This is a genomic window from Agrobacterium sp. CG160-95, from assembly GCF_053521725.1.
Map to the genome: position 1 here is coordinate 172,787 of NZ_JBNWDU010000004.1, position 21,669 is coordinate 194,455.

The 21,669-nt window shown below is 60.2% G+C and carries 23 protein-coding genes; 13 read left to right on the plus strand and 10 right to left on the minus strand.

Going from position 1 to position 21,669, the window contains the following annotated elements; all coding sequences use genetic code 11:
- The first annotated feature begins 9 nt into the window (after positions 1–9).
- The 12 genes from ACQZ63_RS15185 to aidB all read left to right on the plus strand — a co-directional run bounded on the left by ACQZ63_RS15185 (position 10) and on the right by aidB (position 7,990).
- Positions 10–267, plus strand: coding sequence for a DUF1272 domain-containing protein (locus ACQZ63_RS15185; RefSeq protein WP_112497129.1), 258 nt, complete (start codon positions 10–12; stop codon positions 265–267).
- Positions 268–287: 20 nt separating this feature from the next.
- The gene (locus ACQZ63_RS15190; protein ID WP_003491734.1) at positions 288–593 is read left to right on the plus strand and encodes an urease subunit beta; all 306 of its coding nucleotides are present in this window, start codon (positions 288–290) and stop codon (positions 591–593) included.
- 1 nt (position 594) lies between these two features.
- Complete coding sequence (locus ACQZ63_RS15195) at positions 595–951, plus strand: GFA family protein (protein WP_113556485.1); 357 nt, start codon at positions 595–597, stop codon at positions 949–951.
- Between the two features lie 9 nt (positions 952–960).
- Complete coding sequence (locus tag ACQZ63_RS15200) at positions 961–1,371, plus strand: lysozyme inhibitor LprI family protein (RefSeq protein ID WP_111804650.1); 411 nt, start codon at positions 961–963, stop codon at positions 1,369–1,371.
- 5 nt (positions 1,372–1,376) lie between these two features.
- Positions 1,377–2,021, plus strand: coding sequence for a Urease operon accessory protein (locus ACQZ63_RS15205; RefSeq protein WP_448799309.1), 645 nt, complete (start codon positions 1,377–1,379; stop codon positions 2,019–2,021).
- Between the two features lie 4 nt (positions 2,022–2,025).
- Positions 2,026–3,735 (plus strand): urease subunit alpha, encoded by a 1,710-nt coding sequence (gene ureC, locus ACQZ63_RS15210; protein WP_013636712.1) that lies wholly within the window; start codon positions 2,026–2,028, stop codon positions 3,733–3,735.
- Between the two features lie 9 nt (positions 3,736–3,744).
- Entirely contained in the window at positions 3,745–4,413 is a 669-nt protein-coding gene (locus tag ACQZ63_RS15215) for a TIGR02117 family protein (RefSeq protein WP_162696504.1), read from the plus strand.
- 168 nt (positions 4,414–4,581) lie between these two features.
- Positions 4,582–5,118, plus strand: a complete 537-nt coding sequence (locus tag ACQZ63_RS15220; RefSeq protein ID WP_013636710.1) for a peroxiredoxin — start codon at positions 4,582–4,584, stop codon at positions 5,116–5,118.
- Between the two features lie 150 nt (positions 5,119–5,268).
- Positions 5,269–5,769: an urease accessory protein UreE gene (ureE, locus tag ACQZ63_RS15225; RefSeq protein ID WP_026330756.1), complete on the plus strand. Its 501-nt coding sequence runs from the start codon at positions 5,269–5,271 to the stop codon at positions 5,767–5,769.
- Positions 5,770–5,772: 3 nt separating this feature from the next.
- Positions 5,773–6,444, plus strand: coding sequence for an urease accessory protein UreF (locus tag ACQZ63_RS15230; protein WP_162693343.1), 672 nt, complete (start codon positions 5,773–5,775; stop codon positions 6,442–6,444).
- A 106-nt stretch (positions 6,445–6,550) separates the two neighbouring features.
- Positions 6,551–7,162, plus strand: a complete 612-nt coding sequence (gene ureG / locus ACQZ63_RS15235) for an urease accessory protein UreG (protein WP_013636707.1) — start codon at positions 6,551–6,553, stop codon at positions 7,160–7,162.
- A gap of 3 nt (positions 7,163–7,165) precedes the next feature.
- A complete protein-coding gene (gene aidB / locus ACQZ63_RS15240; protein ID WP_113556483.1) occupies positions 7,166–7,990 on the plus strand; it encodes an AidB family quorum-quenching N-acyl homoserine lactonase in 825 nt (274 codons plus the stop codon).
- A 74-nt stretch (positions 7,991–8,064) separates the two neighbouring features.
- Here the strand turns inward: aidB and ACQZ63_RS15245 are convergent, their stop codons facing one another.
- The 10 genes from ACQZ63_RS15245 to ACQZ63_RS15290 all read right to left on the minus strand — a co-directional run bounded on the left by ACQZ63_RS15245 (position 8,065) and on the right by ACQZ63_RS15290 (position 20,715).
- Complete coding sequence (locus ACQZ63_RS15245; protein WP_019565122.1) at positions 8,065–8,754, minus strand: Crp/Fnr family transcriptional regulator; 690 nt, start codon at positions 8,752–8,754, stop codon at positions 8,065–8,067.
- A 334-nt stretch (positions 8,755–9,088) separates the two neighbouring features.
- On the minus strand, positions 9,089–12,409 hold the full coding sequence (locus ACQZ63_RS15250) for an efflux RND transporter permease subunit (RefSeq protein WP_038491998.1): 3,321 nt from the start codon (positions 12,407–12,409) through the stop codon (positions 9,089–9,091).
- A 13-nt stretch (positions 12,410–12,422) separates the two neighbouring features.
- Positions 12,423–13,616 (minus strand): efflux RND transporter periplasmic adaptor subunit, encoded by a 1,194-nt coding sequence (locus ACQZ63_RS15255; protein ID WP_003513881.1) that lies wholly within the window; start codon positions 13,614–13,616, stop codon positions 12,423–12,425.
- A gap of 365 nt (positions 13,617–13,981) precedes the next feature.
- A complete protein-coding gene (locus tag ACQZ63_RS15260; RefSeq protein ID WP_113556482.1) occupies positions 13,982–14,974 on the minus strand; it encodes an ABC transporter substrate-binding protein in 993 nt (330 codons plus the stop codon).
- Positions 14,975–14,995: 21 nt separating this feature from the next.
- Complete coding sequence (locus tag ACQZ63_RS15265) at positions 14,996–15,868, minus strand: ABC transporter permease (RefSeq protein WP_013636703.1); 873 nt, start codon at positions 15,866–15,868, stop codon at positions 14,996–14,998.
- A complete protein-coding gene (locus tag ACQZ63_RS15270; protein WP_025594316.1) occupies positions 15,865–16,740 on the minus strand; it encodes an ABC transporter permease in 876 nt (291 codons plus the stop codon). Before ACQZ63_RS15270 ends, ACQZ63_RS15265 begins: the two co-directional genes overlap by 4 nt.
- Before the next feature lie 42 nt (positions 16,741–16,782).
- Positions 16,783–17,577, minus strand: a complete 795-nt coding sequence (locus ACQZ63_RS15275; RefSeq protein WP_111804598.1) for an ABC transporter ATP-binding protein — start codon at positions 17,575–17,577, stop codon at positions 16,783–16,785.
- Positions 17,574–18,017: an NUDIX hydrolase gene (locus ACQZ63_RS15280; protein ID WP_162763682.1), complete on the minus strand. Its 444-nt coding sequence runs from the start codon at positions 18,015–18,017 to the stop codon at positions 17,574–17,576. The genes ACQZ63_RS15275 and ACQZ63_RS15280 overlap by 4 nt, the downstream gene beginning before the upstream one ends.
- On the minus strand, positions 18,014–19,471 hold the full coding sequence (gene hydA, locus ACQZ63_RS15285) for a dihydropyrimidinase (RefSeq protein ID WP_013636700.1): 1,458 nt from the start codon (positions 19,469–19,471) through the stop codon (positions 18,014–18,016). The genes ACQZ63_RS15280 and hydA overlap by 4 nt, the downstream gene beginning before the upstream one ends.
- A complete protein-coding gene (locus ACQZ63_RS15290) occupies positions 19,468–20,715 on the minus strand; it encodes a Zn-dependent hydrolase (protein WP_113157371.1) in 1,248 nt (415 codons plus the stop codon). The genes hydA and ACQZ63_RS15290 overlap by 4 nt, the downstream gene beginning before the upstream one ends.
- Positions 20,716–20,977: 262 nt before the next feature.
- Here ACQZ63_RS15290 and ACQZ63_RS15295 point away from each other — a divergent pair, with 262 nt between their 5' ends.
- Positions 20,978–21,619: a TetR family transcriptional regulator C-terminal domain-containing protein gene (locus tag ACQZ63_RS15295; protein WP_003513869.1), complete on the plus strand. Its 642-nt coding sequence runs from the start codon at positions 20,978–20,980 to the stop codon at positions 21,617–21,619.
- Positions 21,620–21,669: the final 50 nt, after the last annotated feature.

The window sequence follows — 21,669 nt, forward strand, 5'->3', positions numbered from 1 at the left end:
GGGGACGATATGGCGCTGGAGCTTCGGCCCAATTGCGAATGCTGCGACCGTGATCTTGCCCCCGACAGCCGGGATGCGATGATCTGCTCGTTCGAATGCACCTTTTGCGCCGATTGCGCGGCCGATGTGCTCAAAGGCGCCTGCCCGAATTGCGGCGGCGAGCTGGTTCGCAGGCCCATCCGCCCGGCGGCCAAACTCGTCAACAATCCGGCATCGACGACACGGGTGCTGAAGGCTGAAGGCTGCGCGGCAGCCACCGCTGCTTGAGAGAGACAAAGGGGAGCACCATGAAACCAGGCGAAATCATTGCCGCAGAGGGCACCATCGAACTCAATGCCGGCCAGCCGACGGTGACGATCGAGGTTGCCAATACCGGTGACCGGCCGGTTCAGGTGGGCAGCCATTACCATTTCTTCGAGACCAATGCGGGTCTTGTCTTCGACCGCGATAAGGTGCGCGGCATGCGTCTCGACATTCCGGCTGGTACTGCGGTTCGTTTTGAACCCGGCCAGAAGCGGGAAGTGACGCTGGTGCCGCTTTCCGGCAAGCGTGAGGTTTACGGGTTTCGTCAACAGATCATGGGGAGGTTATGAGATGGCGACGGCACATTATCACGGAAGTTGCCAATGCGGCGACGTGAGCTTCGAGGTCGATGCCGATCTCGACCACACGGTCGTGTGCAATTGCTCGCGCTGCAAGCGCTTGGGCTCGACGCTTGCCTTTGCGCCTCGCGAAAAATTCACCCTGCTTTCCGGCGACGACAAGCTGACGGAATTTCTCTTCAACAAGCACAAGATCCATCATCTGTTCTGCTCCACCTGCGGCATTGAGAGTTTTGCCTATGCCGATGGGCCGGATGGGACGCCGATGGTGGCGGTGAATACCAATTGCCTTGATGGTGTCGATCCGCGTGCGCTGAAGCCGCAGGCTTTCGATGGCGCGGCTGCCTGAGTGATGGCCATGACTTCGCAAAAACTCTGTTTCGGTGCGGCCGTCCTGCTGTCTCTTGCGGCGTCTTCCGCATTTGCCGATGACGCGCCCGATTGCACCTCGCCGCAAACGCAGGCCGATATGACCATCTGCGCCGGCAAGGATTACGAAAAGGCCGACAAGCAGTTGAACGCCGCCTACCAGAAGGTCCGCAAGCAGCTTGCCGAGCGTGACAAGACGGCAGACGAGAGCGGCAAGGGTGCCGTGGATGCATTGGTTGCCGCCCAGCGTGCCTGGGTGGCGTTTCGCGATGCCAATTGTGATGCCTTCGGGTTTCAGGCGCGTGGCGGCACGATGGAGCCGATGCTGGTTTCCTCATGCCTGGCCGATATGAGCAACAAGCGCGCTGATGAATTGCGCCAGTTGTCCGAAGGTTTCTGAACGGTATGGGGCGGCGGATCATGATTGTCGGAAACGGAGAAATGCCGCAGGGCGTGGCTGATCTCATCGACCTTTCCGACATTGTCATCCGCTTCAACGATTGCCGTTCGCTGGGCGCTGGCGGCAGCCGCACGGATGTGGTGGCCGTTTGCAACACCGGCCGGCCGGGCCGCGAGATGAGCGAAGGGGCCGCGTGGCGCGACAATGAGGGGGTGCAGCAGGCTTCCGCCATCTGGTCGGTGCGCGATCCCGCGAAATTTTCGCAGATGGAGCCGGATATCCGCGCTCGCTGGCCCGAACTGACCGATTTTTGTGCCGATTATACCGCCGGTTTCGCAGCATTAGCCGAAGAGACCGGCAAGAGCCACCTCGTCATTCCGCGCGGGGTGCATGAGCGGCTTGATCACGCATTGCAGGTCTATGCGCCGGCCCCTTATGTCTGCCCGAGCACCGGGCTTCTTGCCATCGCCCATGTTCTGGAGACCGTGAGCGGCGGCGATGACGAGGTGTTGATTGCGGGCTTTGGTCATCACGGCTGGAACGGGCATCCGTTTGCCGCCGAAAAACAGCTTGTAGAGGCCCTCACACACGAGGGCCGGCTGACACGAATTTCTCCCATATCGATTTTCTCCGCGTCCGAAGGAGCCTGAACCCATGCCTTACAAGATTTCCCGCGCCGCCTATGCCGGCATGTTCGGCCCGACCGTCGGCGACAAGGTGCGTCTTGCCGATACCGAACTCTTCATCGAGATCGAGAAGGACTACACGACCTATGGCGAGGAAGTGAAATTCGGCGGTGGCAAGGTCATTCGCGACGGCATGGGCCAGAGCCAGGCGACGCGGGCCGAAGGCGCTGTCGACACCGTCATCACCAACGTCGTCATCGTCGACCATAGCGGCATCTACAAAGCGGATGTGGGCCTGAAGAACGGGCGCATCCACGCCATCGGCAAGGCGGGCAACCCCGATACGCAGCCGGGCGTGACAATCATTGTCGGCCCTTCGACAGAGGCGATTGCCGGCGAAGGCAAGATTCTGACTGCCGGCGGCATGGATGCACATATCCACTTCATCTGCCCGCAGCAGATCGAGGAAGCGCTGATGAGCGGCGTTACCTGCATGCTGGGCGGCGGTTCCGGCCCCGCGCATGGCACGCTTGCCACCACCTGCACCGGCGCGTGGCACATTGAGCGGATGATCGAGAGCTTCGACGCTTTCCCGATGAACCTCGCATTGGCGGGCAAGGGCAATGCTTCGTTGCCCGCGCCGCTGGAAGAGATGATCCTTGCCGGTGCCTCATCGCTGAAGTTGCACGAGGACTGGGGCACGACGCCCGCCGCCATCGACAATTGCCTGACGGTGGCTGACGAATATGACGTGCAGGTGATGATCCACACCGATACGCTGAACGAGAGCGGTTTCGTGGAAGACACGGTTGCCGCCATCAAGGGCCGTACCATCCATGCCTTCCACACCGAAGGGGCAGGCGGCGGCCATGCGCCTGATATCATCAAGGTCTGCGGCAATCCGAACGTCATCCCGTCTTCCACCAACCCGACGCGGCCCTACACCATCAATACGCTGGCCGAACATCTGGATATGCTGATGGTGTGCCACCACCTGTCGTCGTCCATCCCTGAGGATATCGCGTTCGCCGAAAGCCGTATCCGCAAGGAAACCATCGCGGCGGAGGATATTCTCCACGATATCGGCGCGTTCTCGATCATTTCCTCCGACAGCCAGGCCATGGGCCGTGTCGGTGAAGTGGCGATCCGCACCTGGCAGACAGCTGACAAGATGAAGCGCCAGCGCGGCCGCCTGAAGGAAGAGACCGGCGAAAACGACAATTTCCGCGTCCGCCGTTACATCGCCAAATATACCATCAACCCGGCCATCGCGCAGGGCGTCAGCCATGAGATCGGCTCCATCGAAGTCGGCAAGCGTGCCGATCTGGTGTTGTGGAACCCGGCATTCTTCGGCGTGAAGCCGGAAATGGTGTTGCTCGGCGGTTCCATCGCCGCGGCACCGATGGGCGATCCGAATGCCTCCATTCCCACGCCGCAGCCGATGCATTACCGCCCGATGTTTGCCGCCTATGGCAAGCTGCGCACCAATTCCTCGGTTACATTTGTCAGTCAGGCGTCGCTGGATGCCGGCCTTGCAGGCCGTCTTGGTGTTGCCAAGAAGCTGATGGCGGTGAAGAACGTGCGCGGCGGTATTTCCAAGGCCTCGATGATCCACAATTCGCTGACCCCGCATATCGAGGTTGACCCGGAAACGTATGAGGTGCGCGCCGATGGCGAGCTTCTGACCTGTGAACCGGCGACGGTGCTGCCGATGGCGCAGCGTTATTTCCTGTTTTAACAGCTTTTCGTGGTGAGATTTATCACAAGGTGGATCGGCGGTGGCCTGCTGCTGATCATCCTGCTTCTTGTGCTCGGCACCGTCGTGCCGCGACCCTTTTTTGCCGATGAAACAAGCGGCGTGAGGGATCGCGAGATATTGCTGTTATCCAATCCGATCCATACCGATATCGCCCTGCCTGTTGATGACGATCTGCGGCGGGTATTTTCCGAATTGCAGGAGGGCGGTATCGCGGTCAACCATCCGGCTGCTGCCTATCTGGTGTTTGGCTGGGGTGGCCGGTCGTTTTACATACAGACGCCGACATGGGCCGACCTGAAGCCGATGCCGGTCGTGCGCTCTCTGACACTCGACCAGTCGGTGATGCATGTGGATGTGACTGGGGATTTTCCCGCCGACCTTGCCGGGGTGAAGCGCCTTCGCATTTCCGAAGCGGGATATCAGCGACTTGTGGCGGGCATTCGTGCGAGCTTCCTGCGGGACAATGGCAAAGTTCAGCTTATACCCGGTGCTTCCTACAGCCTGACGGATGGATTTTTCGAGGCGAATGGCTGGTTCAATGCGCTGGCCGGCTGCAACACGTGGTCTGCCGCCATGCTGCGGCAAGCCGGCATTCGCACCGGCTGGTGGACACCGTTGCCGCCACTGTTGCGCTGGTCGGTAGCGCTGCACAATTGATCTTCCCGCGGTGCGACGTTTCGTTGATTTGACGTCTGGTAATCCGATTTTTATGCTGCACCGCAGCGCATCTTGCGCTAAAGAAACGGCAAAAGAATTCCGTGCGGATCGGTCCCAAGCGATCCGTGCAAAACGCCAGAAAATTGAAGACAGATCAGGAGACAAGACATGCTCGGCAAAAAAGTGCCCGCCGTTACCTTCCGCACGCGTGTTCGCGACGAGGCCGTTGGTGGCCCCAACCCTTTCCGTTGGCAGGACATGACCTCCGACGATTACTTCAAGGGCAAAAAGGTCGTTCTCTTCTCGTTGCCCGGCGCTTTCACGCCGACTTGCTCGACCTACCAGCTTCCCGATTTCGAAAAGCTCGCGGGCGAATTCCGCGCGCTCGGCGTCGATGAAATCTATTGCCTGTCGGTCAACGACGCCTTCGTGATGAATGCCTGGGCAAAGGGCCAGAACCTCGAAAACGTCAAGGTCATTCCTGACGGTTCGGGCGAGTTCACCCGCAAGATGGGCATGCTGGTCGCCAAGGACAATCTCGGTTTCGGCATGCGCTCCTGGCGTTACGCCGCCGTCATCAACGACGGTCTGGTGGAGCAGTGGTTTGAGGAAGAGGGCTATTGCGACAATAGCGATACCGACCCTTACGGCGTTTCCTCGCCGCAGAACATTCTGGAAAACCTGAAGAGCCGCGCTGCGGCCTGATTGCGGTTTGCTTTTTTTGACAAGGCCCGGCAGCGATGCCGGGCTTTTTCGTTTTCCGAGATGCGTTCGACCTGAAAACACGCCTTGAAATCGGCCGGGCTATCCGTCAACAATCGGAACCCCAAGACTGTTTCTGAATTGGATCATCCCATGCTGCGCGTCACGTCCTATCACCCCGCCGGAACTCCAGCCGACGAACCTTCAGGTTATGTCACTCTCGCGCATGACCAGCGGCATCTGCGCCGCAAACTTCTGCATTTGCAGAATGACGAGATGGTGATGTTGGATTTGAAGGAAGCCGTGCTGTTTGCCCATGGCGACCTGCTGGTGGTGGAGAACGGTGATCTGGTGGAGGTTCGCGCTGCGGACGAAAAGCTGTTCGAAATCAAGGCGAAGGACCGTCTTCACCTGATCGAGCTTGCCTGGCATCTGGGCAACCGGCACCTTTCGGCGCAGATCGAGGAGGAGCGTATTCTCATCCTGCGTGACCACGTGATCCGCGCGATGCTGGAAGGCCTTGGCGCAACAGTGCGTGATGTGGAAGAACCTTTCCAGCCGGCGCGCGGTGCTTACCACGCCCATGGCGGCCATTCCCACGGTCACGGGCACGGGCACGGGCATGACCATGGTCACCATCACGACCATGGCTGAGGCATGAGCGAAGATCGCGGCGTTGCCGCGCTGCTGCGGCTCATGGCCTGGATGTCGCCGGCCTTTCCTGTCGGCGGCTTTTCCTACTCTGGCGGCCTTGAAAAGGCGGTCGAGGACCGGCGCGTCAGTGATGCCGCCGGTCTTTACGGCTGGGTGGAGGTGCTTCTGCGTTCCGGCAGTCTGTGGAACGATGCGGTATTTCTGGCTGATGCCTGGCGTAATGGAACGGACGCCGTCGCCCTGAGTGAAGCGGCGGATCTGGCTCGCGCGCTCGCCGGTTCTGCGGAGCGCTACCGCGAGACGGTGCTCCTCGGCGATGCCTTCGTTGCCGCCGCCGGCGCCTGGCCGCACGCGGTTCTTGAGCTGTTGCCGAAAGAGGTTCCTTATCCTGTTGCCATAGGTGCGGTGGCGGCAGGGCATGGCGTGCCGCTTCGGGAAACGGTTGCCGCATTCCTGCATGCCGGTGTCTCGCAGATCGTCTCCGCCGGTATCCGCCTCGGCGTCGCGGGGCAGAAGGATGGCGTTGCCATTCTCGCCGAAAGCGAGGCGTCGATCGGCGAAATGGCAGCACGGGCCGTGCAATCCACGCCCGACGATCTCGGCAGTGCCACTGTTATCGCCGACACCGCGACCATGCGGCACGAGATGCAGGGAACGCGGCTTTTCCGCTCCTGAATATCTCGCCGCAATGCAGCATTGCCGCCCTTGAAGCGGTCGTGCGAAGCGTTATGGTGGGACAACATCAAAGCATATTGAAGGGAACATGGTTGTGACATCGGGCATGAAATCGGGCAACGGTCCGCTGCGCGTCGGCATTGGCGGACCGGTCGGTTCCGGCAAGACCGCGCTGACGGAAAAGCTTTGCAAGGCGATGAGCGCCGATTACTCCGTCGCCGTCGTTACCAATGATATCTACACCAAGGAGGATGCGGAAGCGCTGGTGCGCATGCAGGCGCTGCCGTCCGAGCGTATCGTTGGAGTGGAGACGGGCGGATGTCCGCATACCGCCATCCGTGAGGATGCGACGATCAATCTGCAGGCGATTGCCGGTCTCAATGCGCGCTTTCCCGATCTCGATGTTGTCTTCATCGAATCCGGTGGCGACAATCTTGCGGCGACTTTCTCGCCCGATCTTGCCGATATCACCATCTATGTGATCTCCGTCTGTCAGGGCGAGGAAATTCCGCGCAAGGGCGGGCCGGGCATCACCCGCTCGGACCTGCTGGTCATCAACAAGAAAGACCTTGCCCCTTACGTCGGCGCTGATCTGACGGTGATGGACAGTGATGCCACCCGCATGCGCAATGCCATGCCTTTCGTCTTTACCGACATGAAGCGCGGCGAGGGTGTTGACCGCATCGTCGGTTTCCTGAAAGAGCAGGGCGGTCTCTGAGACATGACCACGCCCCTCCGTTTTGGTCCCTATGACGTTTCCCGTTTTGTCGATGGTGTCTACAAGGCGCCTGTCGGCCACCTCATCCACCGGCAGGGCGCGGATGCGCTGGCGGCGGCGCTTGCCGGGCATGAGGGCGAAACGGTGGATATGGACGTCAACTGTTTTGTGCTGTCAGGGCCTGATGGTATTTCGCTGATAGACACCGGTTGCGGCACGGCCTGGGGGCCGACCTACGGCCATGCCCGTGCGGGGATGATTGCCGCTGGGATCCAGCCTGATGATGTCAGCCGAGTTATCCTCACCCATATTCACGGCGACCATGCGCTGGGACTTATCGACGGCGACCGGCCTTATTTTCCCAATGCGGACATATGGGTGCCCGAGGCCGATCTTGCTTTTTTCACCAGCGAGGATGCGCGCAAGACATTGCCGCCTGCGCGGCAGGGCGCGTTCGATATTGCCGCCCGGCTGCTCGACATTTGTGGTGCCATGCTGCGGCCAATCCCAACTGGCAGGATTGCCGAGGGTATGGAAGCCATCGCCATGCCCGGCCATACGCCTGGCCATACCGGCTATCTCATCGGTAACGGCGATGACCGGCTGTTATTGTGGGGCGATGTGCTGCATGTGAGCGCGTTGCAGGCGGACGATCCGGGTATCGGTTTCGTCTATGATATCGATTCCGAAACTGCCTATTCGACACGTCTCGATGCGCTGACCCAGGTTGCCGATCACGGCTGGCTGGTTTCCGGCGGCCATCTTGGCGGGTTTTTCCGCGTCGAGCGAGAGGGCGATCGCTTCCGCTTCGTGCCGCAGCCGGTCTGATATCCTGCTCGACAAAAAATTAGAGGACGGGATACCCGTAGGCGTCCCGTCCTCTTCCTCTCCCCGGTACTTCTTCAAATCTGCTTCAGCGCCGCGACATCATTGACCTGCACGATGCGGCCGCGAACGGTGACGCCCGCCTTTTTCAGTGCGGAGAAAGCGCGCGACAGCGCTTCCGGTGCAAGGCCGAGCTTGCCGGCGAGCAGGCTTTTCTGGAACGGCAGACGCAGCGAAAAGGACGTAGCGTCGCGCGGCCCCTGATTGATCAGGTAATGGGCAACGCGTTGCGGCGCGGTTTGCAGCCGGTCGTTGGCAATGCAATCCATGGTGCCGAGCAGGCTGTTGGAGAGGCAGCGCATCACGGCCTTGGCGATTGCCGGTTCCTGATCCACAAGGCTGCGGATTCTTGCCAGTTCGAAACGCGCCACCGTGCAGCTTTCCGCCGCCTGCGCGCTGTAACGATAGCTGTCGCTGCCAAAGATCAGACATTCGTTGAAGGTATCGCCCGGACCGCTGACACGCACATCCGCCTCGCGCCCGTGCCTGTCCAGCCGGTAGAGGCGGACATAGCCCGACAGCACACAGTAGAAATATTGCGCTGCCTCGCCCTCCTTGAAGAGCACATGGCGGGCATTGAGATTGGTGACGGTCGCCGCCTCCATCAATTTCAACGCCGCCGCTTCATCCGCAATCCCTATCAGGGGCACGCGCAGCAGAATGTTCCTGTCCCTGTTGCTCAGCTTTACGGTCTTGTTCACGTCCATCCGGCTCCCGCTCAAACCTTTTGCCGGGTTGTCCGAAGCGATACGAAACCGGGGATGTTCCTTTTCCCTCACGCCTATCTGAAAAGAGCTCATCGCATTATCCTTCGACCGGCAATTCCCGATGCGAGGGAGATTAGCAGTTCACCTGAAAAGCGAATTGATTTCGATCAAATGGGTTTGGCGTTGTTGTGCGGGGAGCAGGGAAATGTGGAGCGAGTGGGTGCGGCCTATCTCTTCTCCCCGACGTGGAGAAGAAGCCAGCCGCAACGCAGTCGCGACCAAGCAAATTCACCACAAAAGGAAACGCCGGGCGCTGGACCCGGCGTTTCAACTTTCACTCGGCAGCGAGCGGCGGCAACCGCAATATATTGCTGCCCTTGTCACCGGATTTTTCACCGGAGCCTTTTTCCATGCCGGCGACGCGCGCTTCCAGCGAGGAGAGCGCCAGGCTGTTTTCGCGGGCGATCTCCGAGAGTTTTTCGTTGGAGAGCGACTCTTCCTCCTCTTCCTTCTTGCCGACGAAGCGGCCGAAGAGGTGGGCGAGCAGGCGCGACAGGTCATCCATGATCAGGAAGAAGGCGGGGACCACGATCAGGGACAGCACCGTGGAGACGATGATGCCACCGATCACCGCAATCGCCATCGGCGCGCGGAAGGAGCCGCCTTCGCCGACGCCAAGTGCCGAGGGCAACATGCCCGCCGACATGGCGATGGAGGTCATGATGATCGGGCGGGCGCGCTTGCGGCCGGCCTCGACCATAGCATGCACCCGTTCCATGCCGTGCCGGCGCATTTCGATGGCGAAATCCACCAGCAGGATGGCGTTTTTCGTCACGATACCCATCAGCATCAGGATGCCAATGAGAACAGGCATGGAAAGCGCGTTCTGCGTGATGATGAGCGCCACAGCCACGCCGCCAATGGCGAGCGGCAGTGAGAACAGGATGGTGAAGGGCTGGATGATATCCTTGAACAGAAGGATAAGTACCACCAGCACCAGCAGCAGGCCGAGCAGCATGGCGTTGACGAAGCCCTGCTGCATTTCGCCCTGCACCTTGGCATCACCGCTTTCGGCAAGGCGAACGCTTGCCGGCAGTTCGGTTTCCGAAACGATCCGCTTGAACTCCGCCGTCGATGTATCGAGCGCTGTGCCGAACGGTACATCGGAGCCGATGGAGACGACGCGGTTGCGGTCGTTGCGCTTGATCGAGCTTGGACCTTCCGAATAATCGATATCGGCAACACTGTAGAGCGGCACCAGCGAACCGGATGCGGTCTTGACCTTCAGCGCGCGGATGGTGGCGAGGTCACGGCGGGTATCGATGGATGCCTGCACGCGGATCGGGATCTGCCGGTCGTCCAGCGAGATTTTCGTCAACTGTGCGTCGATGTCACCGATGGTGGCGACACGCACCGTCTGCGAAATCTGCTGCGGCGTGATTCCGAGGCGGGCGATCTCGTCCTTGCGCGGGCGGATCTGCAGTTCAGGACGGGGAAGCGCTCCCTCCGAGCTGACATTGGCAAGGATGGGCGAGGCGCGCAGGCGGCTTTCGAGAATGCCGACGGCGTCGTTCAGATCCTTCTCGTTGGACGAGAGGAAGTTGAAGCTCAGTTCGCGTTCCGCGCGGTCGTTCAGCTTGATGATGCGCACATCCGGAATGCTGTGGACCTTGGCGAAGATATCCCGCTCCACATCCCACTGCGGACGGACACGGCCCTTTTCCTCGATCTTCGGAAGATATTGGCCGACAAGCGGAAGCGAGCCGAGACCCTTGTTGACAAGGGTTTTCAGCAGCGAATGGTCGATATGCTGGAGAATGACGTTGACGGTGGCGCGGCGAAGCTCCAGATCGCCCTTGGGCGAGGCGCCGCCGAGGATGAAGACGCTTTCCACACCGTTGATATCGCGGATGGCGTGGAAGATTTCGGTCGTCGTCCGGTCTGTCTCGTCCAGCGTCGCATTCGGCGGCAGTTCCACCGAAAGCGTTACGCGCGAGGCGTCGTCCGGCGGCAGGAAGCTGCCCGGCACCTGGCTTAGAAGCATGACGGAAGCAATGAGGAAGCCGATGGCGCCGACCAGCGTCAGGTAACGCGCCCACCATTTGGAGGTGGTGGCGGAAACCATGCGCGTATAGGCTTTCATCAGCCAGCCGTCATTGTCGGCATGGTCGTCCATCGCGTCTTCGGCGCGCATCAGGTAGGCGGCCATCAAGGGCGTGATGAGACGGGCGACCGCCAGCGAGAAGAACACCGAGAAGGCGACCGTCAGACCGAACTGGATGAAGTACTGGCCGGGAATGCCGGGCATGAACGACACGGGCACGAAGACGGCGATGATGGTGAAGCTGGTGGCGATGACGGCAAGGCCGATTTCGTCTGCGGCTTCCAGCGAGGCGCGATACGGCGTCTTGCCCATCTTGATGTGGCGGGCGATGTTCTCGATTTCCACGATGGCGTCGTCCACGAGAATACCCGTGGCGAGCGTCAATGCGAGGAAGCTGACGAGGTTGAGCGAGAAGCCCATGATGTCCATGATCCAGAATGTCGGGATCGCGGAGAGCGGCAGGGCCACGGCGGCAATCAGGGTAGCGCGCCAGTTCCTGAGGAACAGCAGAACCACGATGACGGCGAGGACCGCGCCTTCGATCAGCGTATCGAGCGCTGCCGTATAGTTGCCATAGGTGAAGTAGACGGCGTCATCGACCATCTGGATCGCGACGTCGGGATGGTCCTTGCGGACCTGATCGAGGCTTTCGGCCACGGTTTTGGCGACCGAAACCTCGCTGGCGCCCTTGGAGCGGAACACCGCAAAGGTAACGGCGGGGTTGCCGTTGAAGCGCGAGAAGGACTTCTGCTCCTCATAGGTGTCCGTGACGGTGCCAAGTTCGGCGAGCTTTACGAAACGGCCATTGGAGAGCGCGATGGTGGTGTTGGCAAGCTGGGTGACGTCGCGGGTGTCGCCCAGCGTGCGGATCGTCTGTTCGTTGCCGCCAACCTGGCCGCGGCCGGAGCCGAGGTCGATATTGGTGCCGCGCAGCTGGCCGTTCACTTCGCTTGCGGTGATGCCGTAGGCGTCGAGCTTTTCGGGGCTGAGCGAAACGCGCACTTCGCGGTCGGCGCCGCCGTAACGGTCGACCTTGCCGATGCCGGACTTGCCCTGCAGCGAACGCTTGATGGTGTCATCCACGAACCAGGACAGTTCTTCCAGCGTCATGTTCGGCGAGGAGACGGCAAAGGTCTGGATTGCCTGGCCTTCCACGTCGATCTTGCTGACAACAGGCACTTCGATGTCGGATGGCAGATCGCTGCGGATCTTGTCGATAGCGTCCTTGACGTCCTGAACCGCCTCTTCCGTCGGCTTTTCGATGCGGAAGACGACGGTTGTCAGGGATTGTCCGTCGGTGACGGTCGACTGGATTTCGTCGACGCCGCTAATGGCAGCGACAGCGTCTTCGATCTCCTTCGTCACCTGCATTTCCAGCTCGGACGGCGAAGCGCCGCTCTGGGTCACGGTGACGGCAACGACGGGAACGTCGATATTCGGAAAACGGGTGATCGGCAGGGCGTTGAAGGCCTGGATGCCGAGGAACATCAAAAGCGCGAAGCCGAGAAGCGGCGCAATCGGGTTACGGATTGACCATGCGGAGAAGTTCATTTCGTTCCCTCAGTCAGTTGGACGCAGCCGTCTGGGCTTCCACCGGTCTTATCCGGTCACCATCACGCACGAATGCTCCAGCTTTCTCGACAACCTTGTCACCAGCGGCAAGTCCGCTGACAATCTCGATGAAACCGCTGTCTTCAATGCCGGTCTCGATCTTCACCTGCTTGACGATGTCGCCTTCCACCTTGCGGGTGGTCGAGCCTTCACGCCCGGAGGTGACGGCCGAAAGCGGCAGGGCAAGCGCGTTCGTCTCTTTTACGATGATCTCCGCGCTGGCATACATGCCCGACCGTGCCGGGCTGTCCGTCGGCAGCACAACATGCACGGAACCAAGGCGCGTTGCCGGATCGACGGTCGGCGAAACGAGACGCACCTTGCCCTCAATTTTTTTGGCTCCGCCGGCAACCGTCAAGAAAGCTTTCTGGCCGGCCTTCACCCGCTGGATGTCAGTCTCGGAAAGATCGGCGACAAGCTCGATCGCGCCGTCCTTGATGATCGTGAAAAGCGGGTTTCCCGCACCGCTGGCGATGGCGCCGACCTTGGCATTCTTGGCGGAAACGATGCCGGTGACGGGGGTTTTCACACCCGTGCGCGTCAGTTTCAGATTGATGTCGTCAATCTGCGCGTCGACGACCTTGATGTCTGCCTCTCCGGCGGAAACGGTCTGCTTGGCGGCATCAAGGCGTGCCTGCGCAACCTGGGCAGCGGCCTCGGTTTTTTCCGTCTCGGAGACGGAACCGGAACCACTCTGGCCGAGCTTGGCGGCGCGGTCGCGCTGGCGAAGGGCATCGGCCTTGTTGGCCTCAGCCTCCAAAACCTGCGCCTTGGATTGCGCAACGGCGGCCTGCGCCTTGGCCCTGTTGGCCTCAAGCTGGCTTTTTTGCAGGAGAAGACTGTCCGAGGAAAGCACGGCCAGAACCGCATTGGCCTCGACCCTGTCGCCGATATCGACGTTCAGTTCGTCGATCGACAGGCCGTCGACCAGCGGCTGTACATAAATTTCGTCCACGGGCCTGATGGTGCCGGTGGCGATGATGCGGTCCACGAGATCGCGTGTTGCGGCGTGCGCGACGATGATGGAAGGCAGGTTCTGCTGTTTGACCGGTTCCGGCACTTCTCCCTCGGCCACGGCCGAAAATGGCAGGGCCGTTGCGGAAAGAAGAAGGAAAACAAAGCGGTTAAACGTGACTTTATGCTGCATGTGTCTTGGCTCGCGCAATATTCGATCGCATGTCCTTCAGCCTGAAGGCGTGTTTTAAAAGGTCATGCGGCAACGAATGTGAAACAAGGGATCACAATACTTCCTTCTCGATCCTCCCGATTCAAACGCCCCTCAACGCGAATCTTAAGCACCTTTGCCTCGTGCTTTTTTACAAGATCAAATTCGGCAGTCTTGTTGGCGGGGACTCTAATTGTTGTTGCTATACAAATCAATCCGCATAGCCTCGAGGGTTGATATACATTTTTGTATATGGCCGAGTGTTGTAATTCATCAAACGGGTCACCAGCGCGCAAAAAAACGCGCGGCGATGGCCGCGCGTTTCCATGTTTTCGGCTTCGACGTGACTATTTCAGCGCCGCATCGGTGATTTCAGTGGTGTAGGCGCCTGTCGGCTCCTTGGTGATGACGGGATCGGAACCGCCGCCGAGCAGCGTCTTGACGGTGCGCTCGTAATCCGCCTTGTCCAGCGCGCCCTTCGAGCCGGCGGTCAGCTTGGCGACTTCGCCCATCATGCGCTTCTGGTGCTTTTCGGTCTGGGCGCCGGAGGCGTCATTTTCAAGAACGATATCTGCTGCATCGTCAGGGTGTTCTTCCGCCCACTTCCAGCCTTTCATGGAAGCGCGGACGAATTTGACCATGTCTTGCTTGAACTTGGCGTCCTTCAGCTTGTCTTCGAGAACGTAGAGCCCGTCCTCCAGCGTTGCGACGCCTTCGTCCTCATATTTGAAGGTGACGAGTTCCTCCGGCTTGATGCCGGCATCAATGACCTGCCAGTATTCATTATAGGTCATGGTGGAAATGCAGGCGGCCTGCTTTTGCAGCAGCGGATCGACGTTGAAACCCTGCTTGAGGACGGTGACGCCATCCGCGCCGCCGGTGGTCGGGATTTTCAGGTGCGCCATCCACGAGAGGAACGGATATTCATTGCCGAAGAACCAGACGCCGAGCGTCTTGCCCTTGAAATCTTCCGGCTTGGTAATGCCGGTTTCCTTGAGGCAGGTCAGCATCATGCCTGACGTTTTGAACGGCTGGGCGATGTTGACGAGCGGCACGCCCTTTTCGCGGGTGGCGAGTGCCGATGGCATCCAGTCAACGATCACATCCGCGCCACCGCCGGCCAGAACCTGCGCAGGCGCAATATCCGGTCCGCCCGGCTTGATATCGACATCGAGGCCTTCGGCTTCATAAAAGCCCTTGTCCTTGGCGACGTAATAACCGGCGAACTGCGCCTGGGTGACCCATTTCAGCTGCAGGGTGATCTTGTCGGCGGCCTGAGCCTCAAATGCGCTCAGAAGTGACGCGCCGGCAAGAAGCATGGAGGCAAGTTTCATTTTCATCGCTGTTCCCTTTTTCGTTATTTACGTTCGTCCCCCACGGACGGACGGATGCCAGAAGGTGACGGCGCGTTCGATGAGCGCCACCAGACCATAAAATCCTGAGCCTGCGAGCGCCGCCACGGCAATTTCTGCCCAGACCATATCGACATTGCTGCGGCCCATTTCCGCCGAGATGCGGAAACCCATGCCGACGATGGGCGTGCCGAAGAATTCCGCGACGATGGCGCCGATCAGCGCCAGTGTGGAATTGATCTTCAGGGCGTTGAAGATGAAGGGCCAGGCGGCGGGCAGGCGCAGTTTCAGCAATGTCTGCCCCCAGCCTGCGGCATAGGTGCGCATCAGGTCGCGTTCCATGTGGCTGGAGGCAGCAAGCCCTTGAACCGTATTCACCAGCATCGGGAAAAACGTCATGATGACGACGACAGCCACTTTCGACTGCCAGTCGAAGCCGAACCACATGACCATGATCGGCGCGATGCCGACCACTGGCAAAGCGGAGACGAAATTGCCGATGGGCAGCAGCCCGCGTTGCAGGAAAGGCGAGCGGTCGATGAGGATGGCGACGAGGAAACCTAGGCCGCAGCCGAGCACATAACCTGTCAGCACCGATTTGAGGAAGGTCTGGCGGAAATCCGCCCAGAGGATCGGTAGCGAGCCGAGAAGGCGGGCGAGGATGGCGCTCGGGGCAGGCAGCAGGATGGGCGGGACGGAGAAGCCGCGCACCACACCTTCCCAAAGCGCGAGAATGGCCAGCCCGAAGAGAAGCGGTACGGCCATGCGGCTCATTCGCTTTGCCGACTGTGATGCGAAGGTGTGGCGCACCAGCCATTCGTTGGAGGCCCAGGCGGCAAGCCAGAACAGGATTGCGCCAATAAACCAGACGGGATTTGTCATGGCCGCGCTCCCATTCTCTTGAGGACGGCTGCGTGGGCGATGCCGATGATCGAGACCAGAATGGCGGCCACACCGGCGGCCATGAACAGCGCTGCCCATATCTGCACCGTCTGGCCGTAATAGGAGCCGGAGAGCAGACGCGCACCGAGGCCTGCGACGGCGCCCGTCGGCAATTCGCCGACGATGGCCCCGACCAGCGCAATCGCGATGGCGATCTTCAGCGAGGTGAAGAGATAGGGCAGGGCAGACGGCCAGCGCAGCTTCCAGAAGATTTGTGCGGGCGAGGCATTATAGGTGTGCATCAGGTCCAGCTGGATGGTTTCGGGGCTTCTGAGGCCCTTCACCATGCCGACGACAATCGGGAAGAACGAGAGATACGTGGAAATCAGCGCCTTGGGCAACAGCCCGGAAATGCCGATGGAATTCAGGACGACGATGATCATCGGCGCGACAGCAAGGATGGGGATGGTCTGGCTGGCGATGATCCACGGCATGACCGAGCGGTCCATGGCACGATTGTGGATGATGGCGACGGCGAGCAGGATGCCGAGCACCGCGCCGATGGCGAAACCGAGGAGCGTGGCCGAAAGCGTGACGCCCGCGTGATAAACGAGGCTGCGCTTGGAGGTGATGGCCTTGTTGACGGTGGTGTCCCACAGTTCCGCGATGATCTGGTGCGGGGCGGGGAGAACCGGGCGCTCCTGCGTGAAGGTTTGCGGCAGAAGCTCCATGAAGCTCGGCGTCTGGCCGGCGCGGTTTGCCTGATCGCGGACGAAGGGCATGTTGAGGTAGATGACGCAAAGGTGCCAGACGATGAGGATGGCGAGGAGGACGGTGAGGATGGGGAGGACGCGGTGGCGGAGGAGGGTCATCGGGTTGCCCTCGGTTGATGGGGGGTAGTGCTGGCGCTGACCTCACCCCTCATAGCTATGCCCCGCCTTCAATCCCTCACGCACGCGATGCGCAATTGCCAGAAATTCCGGCGTCTCCCTGATCTCAAGCGGCCTTTCCCTTGGCAACGTGGATTCGATGATATCCGTTACCCGGCCGGGCCGTGGTGACATCACGACGATCTTGGTCGAGAGATAAACGGCTTCCGGGATGGAGTGGGTGACGAAGCAGATGGTCTTGCCGGTCGTATCCCACAGTTTCAGCAGCTGTTCGTTCAGATGGTCGCGGACGATCTCGTCCAGCGCGCCGAAGGGTTCGTCCATCAACAGCAGGTCGGCATCGAAGGCCAGCGCGCGGGCGATGGAGGCGCGCTGCTGCATGCCGCCGGAAAGCTGCCATGGGTATTTCTTGCTGAAACCGCTGAGATTGACGAGATCGAGCGTGCGGTCGATGCGCTCCCTCTGTTCGGCCTTCGTATAGCCCATGATTTCGAGCGGCAGCGCAATGTTCTTTTCGATGGTCCGCCAGGGATAGAGTGCGGCGGCCTGAAAGACATAGCCGTACGACCGGTCCTTGCGGGCGTTTTCCGGCGTGGTGCCATTGACGGTGATATCGCCGGATGTGTGCTTTTCGAGATCGGCAATCACCCGCAGGAACGTGGTCTTACCGCAGCCGGAAGGGCCGATGAAGGAGACGAACTCGCCCTTGCCCACTTCCAGATCGACATTGGAAAGCGCGTGCACCGGGCCATCGGCGGTTTCGAAGGTGAGGCCGAGATTTCTGGCGGAAACGACGGAATAGGACGAGGCTTGGTTCATCGTGGCTTGTTTCCACTTTCCGTCAGGGCTGCGCGTGCCAGCGGCAGCATACGTGTTTCCGTGAGTTTGGCGATCGGCAGATTGGAGGCCGCATCCAGATCGAGCCAGCGCACCTCCTCTATCTCGGCCTGTGGGATAACGTCGACATTCAGTTGGGCGACGAAGGCATGGGCCACGACCTCCGCCCCTGTCTCATTGGCGGCCTCCTCCCGAAAGATGCCCTCATATCGCGCGGCATTTTCAGGAAGCGTGAGGCCGATTTCCTCGGCAAGTTCACGGTGAAGCGCCTGCTCAGGCGTTTCACCCGGATCGATCTTGCCGCCCGGCTGCATGAATTGCGTGGTGCCGCGCTTGCGCACGACAAGCATTTGCCGCCGCGCATTCAGGAGAACGGCGGCAGCGATGACGATTTCGCGTTTCGGATCGGTGCTCAAGGTCATACACCCGATGCCGGAATGCCGCTGCGTTCTACCTTGCGTGGCGCGACGAGCTCTTTCCATGTGGACAGCGCCTTGCTGACGGCGGGATAGGGATCACGGGCGACGAACGTGCCGTGACCTTCCTGCGTCTTGACCGTGCTTTCCTCGATGCTGACGATGCCGCGCGACAGGGTGAAGCGCGGCAGGCCCTTGACCTTCTGTCCTTCGAACACGTTGTAATCGATGGCCGATTGCTGGTTTTCCGCGCGGATGGTCTTTTCTCGCGCCGGGTCCCAGACGACGATATCGGCATCGCTGCCGACGAGGATCGCGCCCTTTTTCGGATAGATGTTGAGAATCTTCGCAATGTTGGTGGAGGTGACGGCGACGAATTCGTTCATCGTCAGCCGGCCGGTCGCCACGCCATGGGTCCAGAGCAGCGGCATGCGATCTTCCAGCCCGCCGGTGCCATTGGGGATTTTGCGGAAGTCACCGAGGCCGAAGCGCTTCTGGTCGGTGGTGAAGGCGCAATGGTCGGTCGCCACGCATTGCAGCGAGCCGGAGGCGAGACCCGCCCAGAGGCTATCCTGATGCTGGCGGTTGCGGAAGGGTGGCGACATGACCCGGCGGGCAGCATGGTCCCAGTCGGCATTGGCATATTCGCTTTCGTCGAGGATCAGGTGCTGGATCAGCGGTTCGCCATAAACGCGCATGCCGTTCTGACGCGCACGGCGGATGGCTTCATGTGCCTGCTCGCAGGATGTATGAACGACATAAAGCGGCGCACCGGCCATATCGGCGATGATGATGGCGCGGTTGGTGGCCTCACCTTCGACGGAGGGCGGCCGGGAATAGGCATGCGCTTCCGGGCCGACATTGCCTTCCGCCATCAGCTTTTCCTGCATCTGCGCAACGATATCGCCGTTTTCCGCATGAACGAAGGGAATGGCGCCAAGCTCGGCGCAACGCGAGAAGGAGGCGAACATCTCGTCGTCATTCACCATCAACGCGCCCTTGTAGGCCATGAAGTGCTTGAACGAATTGATGCCCTTTTCCTGAACCACAGTCTTCATCTCGTTGAAGACCTGCTCGCCCCACCAGGTAACGGCCATGTGGAAGGAATAATCGCAGTTGGCGCGCGTTGCCTTGTTGTCCCATCTTTGCAGGGCATCGAGCAGCGACTGGCCGGGATCGGGCAGACAAAAATCCACCACCATGGTCGTGCCGCCGGCAAGGGCGGCACGCGTGCCACTCTCGAAATCATCGGCGGAATAGGTGCCCATGAAGGGCATTTCCAGATGCACATGCGGATCGATGCCGCCGGGCATGACGTAACATCCCGTGGCATCGAGCACTGTGCCGCCGGTCAGATCGGGTCCGATCTCTGTGATCTTGCCGCCTTCGATTTTAACATCGGCCTTGTAGGTCAGGTCGGCGGTGACGATGGTGCCGTTCTTGATAATGGTGGCGGTCATTGCACGATCTCCGCAGTTTCCAGCACCGCATGCAGCAGCACGTCGCAGCCCGCGGCGGCCCATTCGGAGGAGATGTTTTCGGCTTCATTGTGGGAAAGACCGTCCACGCAGGGGCAGAAGATCATGGTGGAGGGGGCAACCCTTGCCGTCCAGCAAGCATCATGGCCAGCGCCGGAAATGATGTCCATATGGCTGTAGCCCAGCTTTTCGGCAGCAGCGCGCACGCGGCCCACCAGCACCGGATCGAAGGTGACGGGATCGAAATGGCCGATGGCCTCGATTGAGCAGCCGACGCCGAGTTCTTCGGCGATAACGGGCACCTCGCGTTCGAAGATGGCGCGCATGTTGTCGAGTTTCGCCTGCGAGGGGGTTCTGAGGTCGATGGTGAAAACCACCTTGCCGGGCAGCACATTGCGGGAATTGGGCGTGAAGATCATCTGGCCGACGCCGGCGACAGCGCCCGGCTGGTGGGCCATCGCCACTTCCTGCACCTTTTCGAGGATGCGGGCGGCGGCGAGGCCAGCATTGACGCGCATGGCCATCGGCGTCGAGCCGGTATGCGCCTCCTTGCCTGTCAGCGTCACTTCCAGCCACCACAGGCCCTGACCATGGGTAACGACGCCGATCTGCTTGCCTTCCGCCTCGAGGATCGGTCCCTGTTCGATATGATATTCGAAATAGGCGTGCATCTTGCGGGCGCCCACCTCTTCCTCACCCAGCCAGCCGATGCGCTTCAGCTCGTCGCCATAGGTCTTGCCGTCGGTATCGGTGCGGCTATAGGCGTAATCGAGATCGTGAATGCCGGCGAAGACGCCGGAAGCCAGCATGGCCGGGGCAAAGCGCGCGCCTTCCTCATTGGACCAGTTGGTAACGACAACAGGGTGTTTCGTCTTTATGTTGAGATCGTTCAGGCTTCGCACGACTTCCAGTCCAGCCAGCACGCCGAGAACGCCATCGAACTTGCCGCCGGTTGGCTGGGTGTCGAGATGGCTGCCGATATAGACCGGCAGTGCATCCGGGTCCTCGCCGGGGCGGGTGGCGAACATCGTGCCCATCTTGTCGACGCCCATCGTGAGGCCGGCCGCTTCGCACCAGCGCTTGAACAGGCTGCGGCCTTCAGCATCTTCATCCGTCAGCGTGCGGCGATTATTGCCGCCGGCAATGCCGGGGCCGATTTTCGCCATGTCCATCAGACTGTCCCACAGACGGTCGCCATTGACCGTCAAGTTCTTACCCGCTGCCATGAAGTGTCGTCCTCACCTGTTTTGTTTTTATCGAAGCAAAGCTTGTGCCGTTCCCGTTTTTGCCGGTTAAGATAACAGCCATTGCCTTGTGATGGCGATGGTGGATAAATTGACCGGCTGGTAAACATTGCAAATTCGCCATGACGTCAGCAAGGGATTTTCGTGACGAATCGCACTAATTTTGCCTAAACTGTACGCGGCGATTATTTTTTAAGCATACTGTAGCGGCAATTGCATCGAAAAGAAACACAGAGAGCAGAGTATGGCCATACCGCGCGCAGCGAAAACACAGAAGCGGACCCGCATTCAGGAAGAAAAGCAGGAAGCGATTCTTGAGGCCGCGCTGAGTGTGTTTTCCACCAACGGCTTTCGCGGTTCCACCATCGACCAGATTGCCGAGGCGGCCGGCATGTCGAAACCGAACGTACTTTATTATTTCCGCACCAAGGAGGCGATGCATCGCGCGTTGATCGAGCGGGTGCTGGATACCTGGCTGGATCCGCTCAGGGCTTTTGATGCCGAGGGCAATCCTGAAAGCGAAATCCGCTCCTATATTCGCCGCAAGCTGGAAATGTCGCGCGATTTTCCGCGCGAGAGCCGCCTGTTTGCCAATGAAATCCTGCAGGGCGCGCCACATATCGAGGATGAGCTGAAGGGTCCGCTGAAGCAACTGGTGGATGAAAAGGCGGAGGTAATCCGCGTCTGGATCAAGGCCGGGCGGATGGCGAAATGCGATCCCTATCACCTGATTTTCTCGATCTGGTCGACCACGCAGCACTATGCGGATTTCGACGTGCAGGTGCGGGCCGTGCTGGGCGACAAAAACGGTGGCGAAGGCCGGTTTGAGGATGCAGCCCGGCACCTGGAGCAGCTTTTCATGGGTGGATTGAAGATCAACAACTGATCTGGTGAGGTTATCGCGAATATGTGATCGATTCTTTATGCCAAAACATG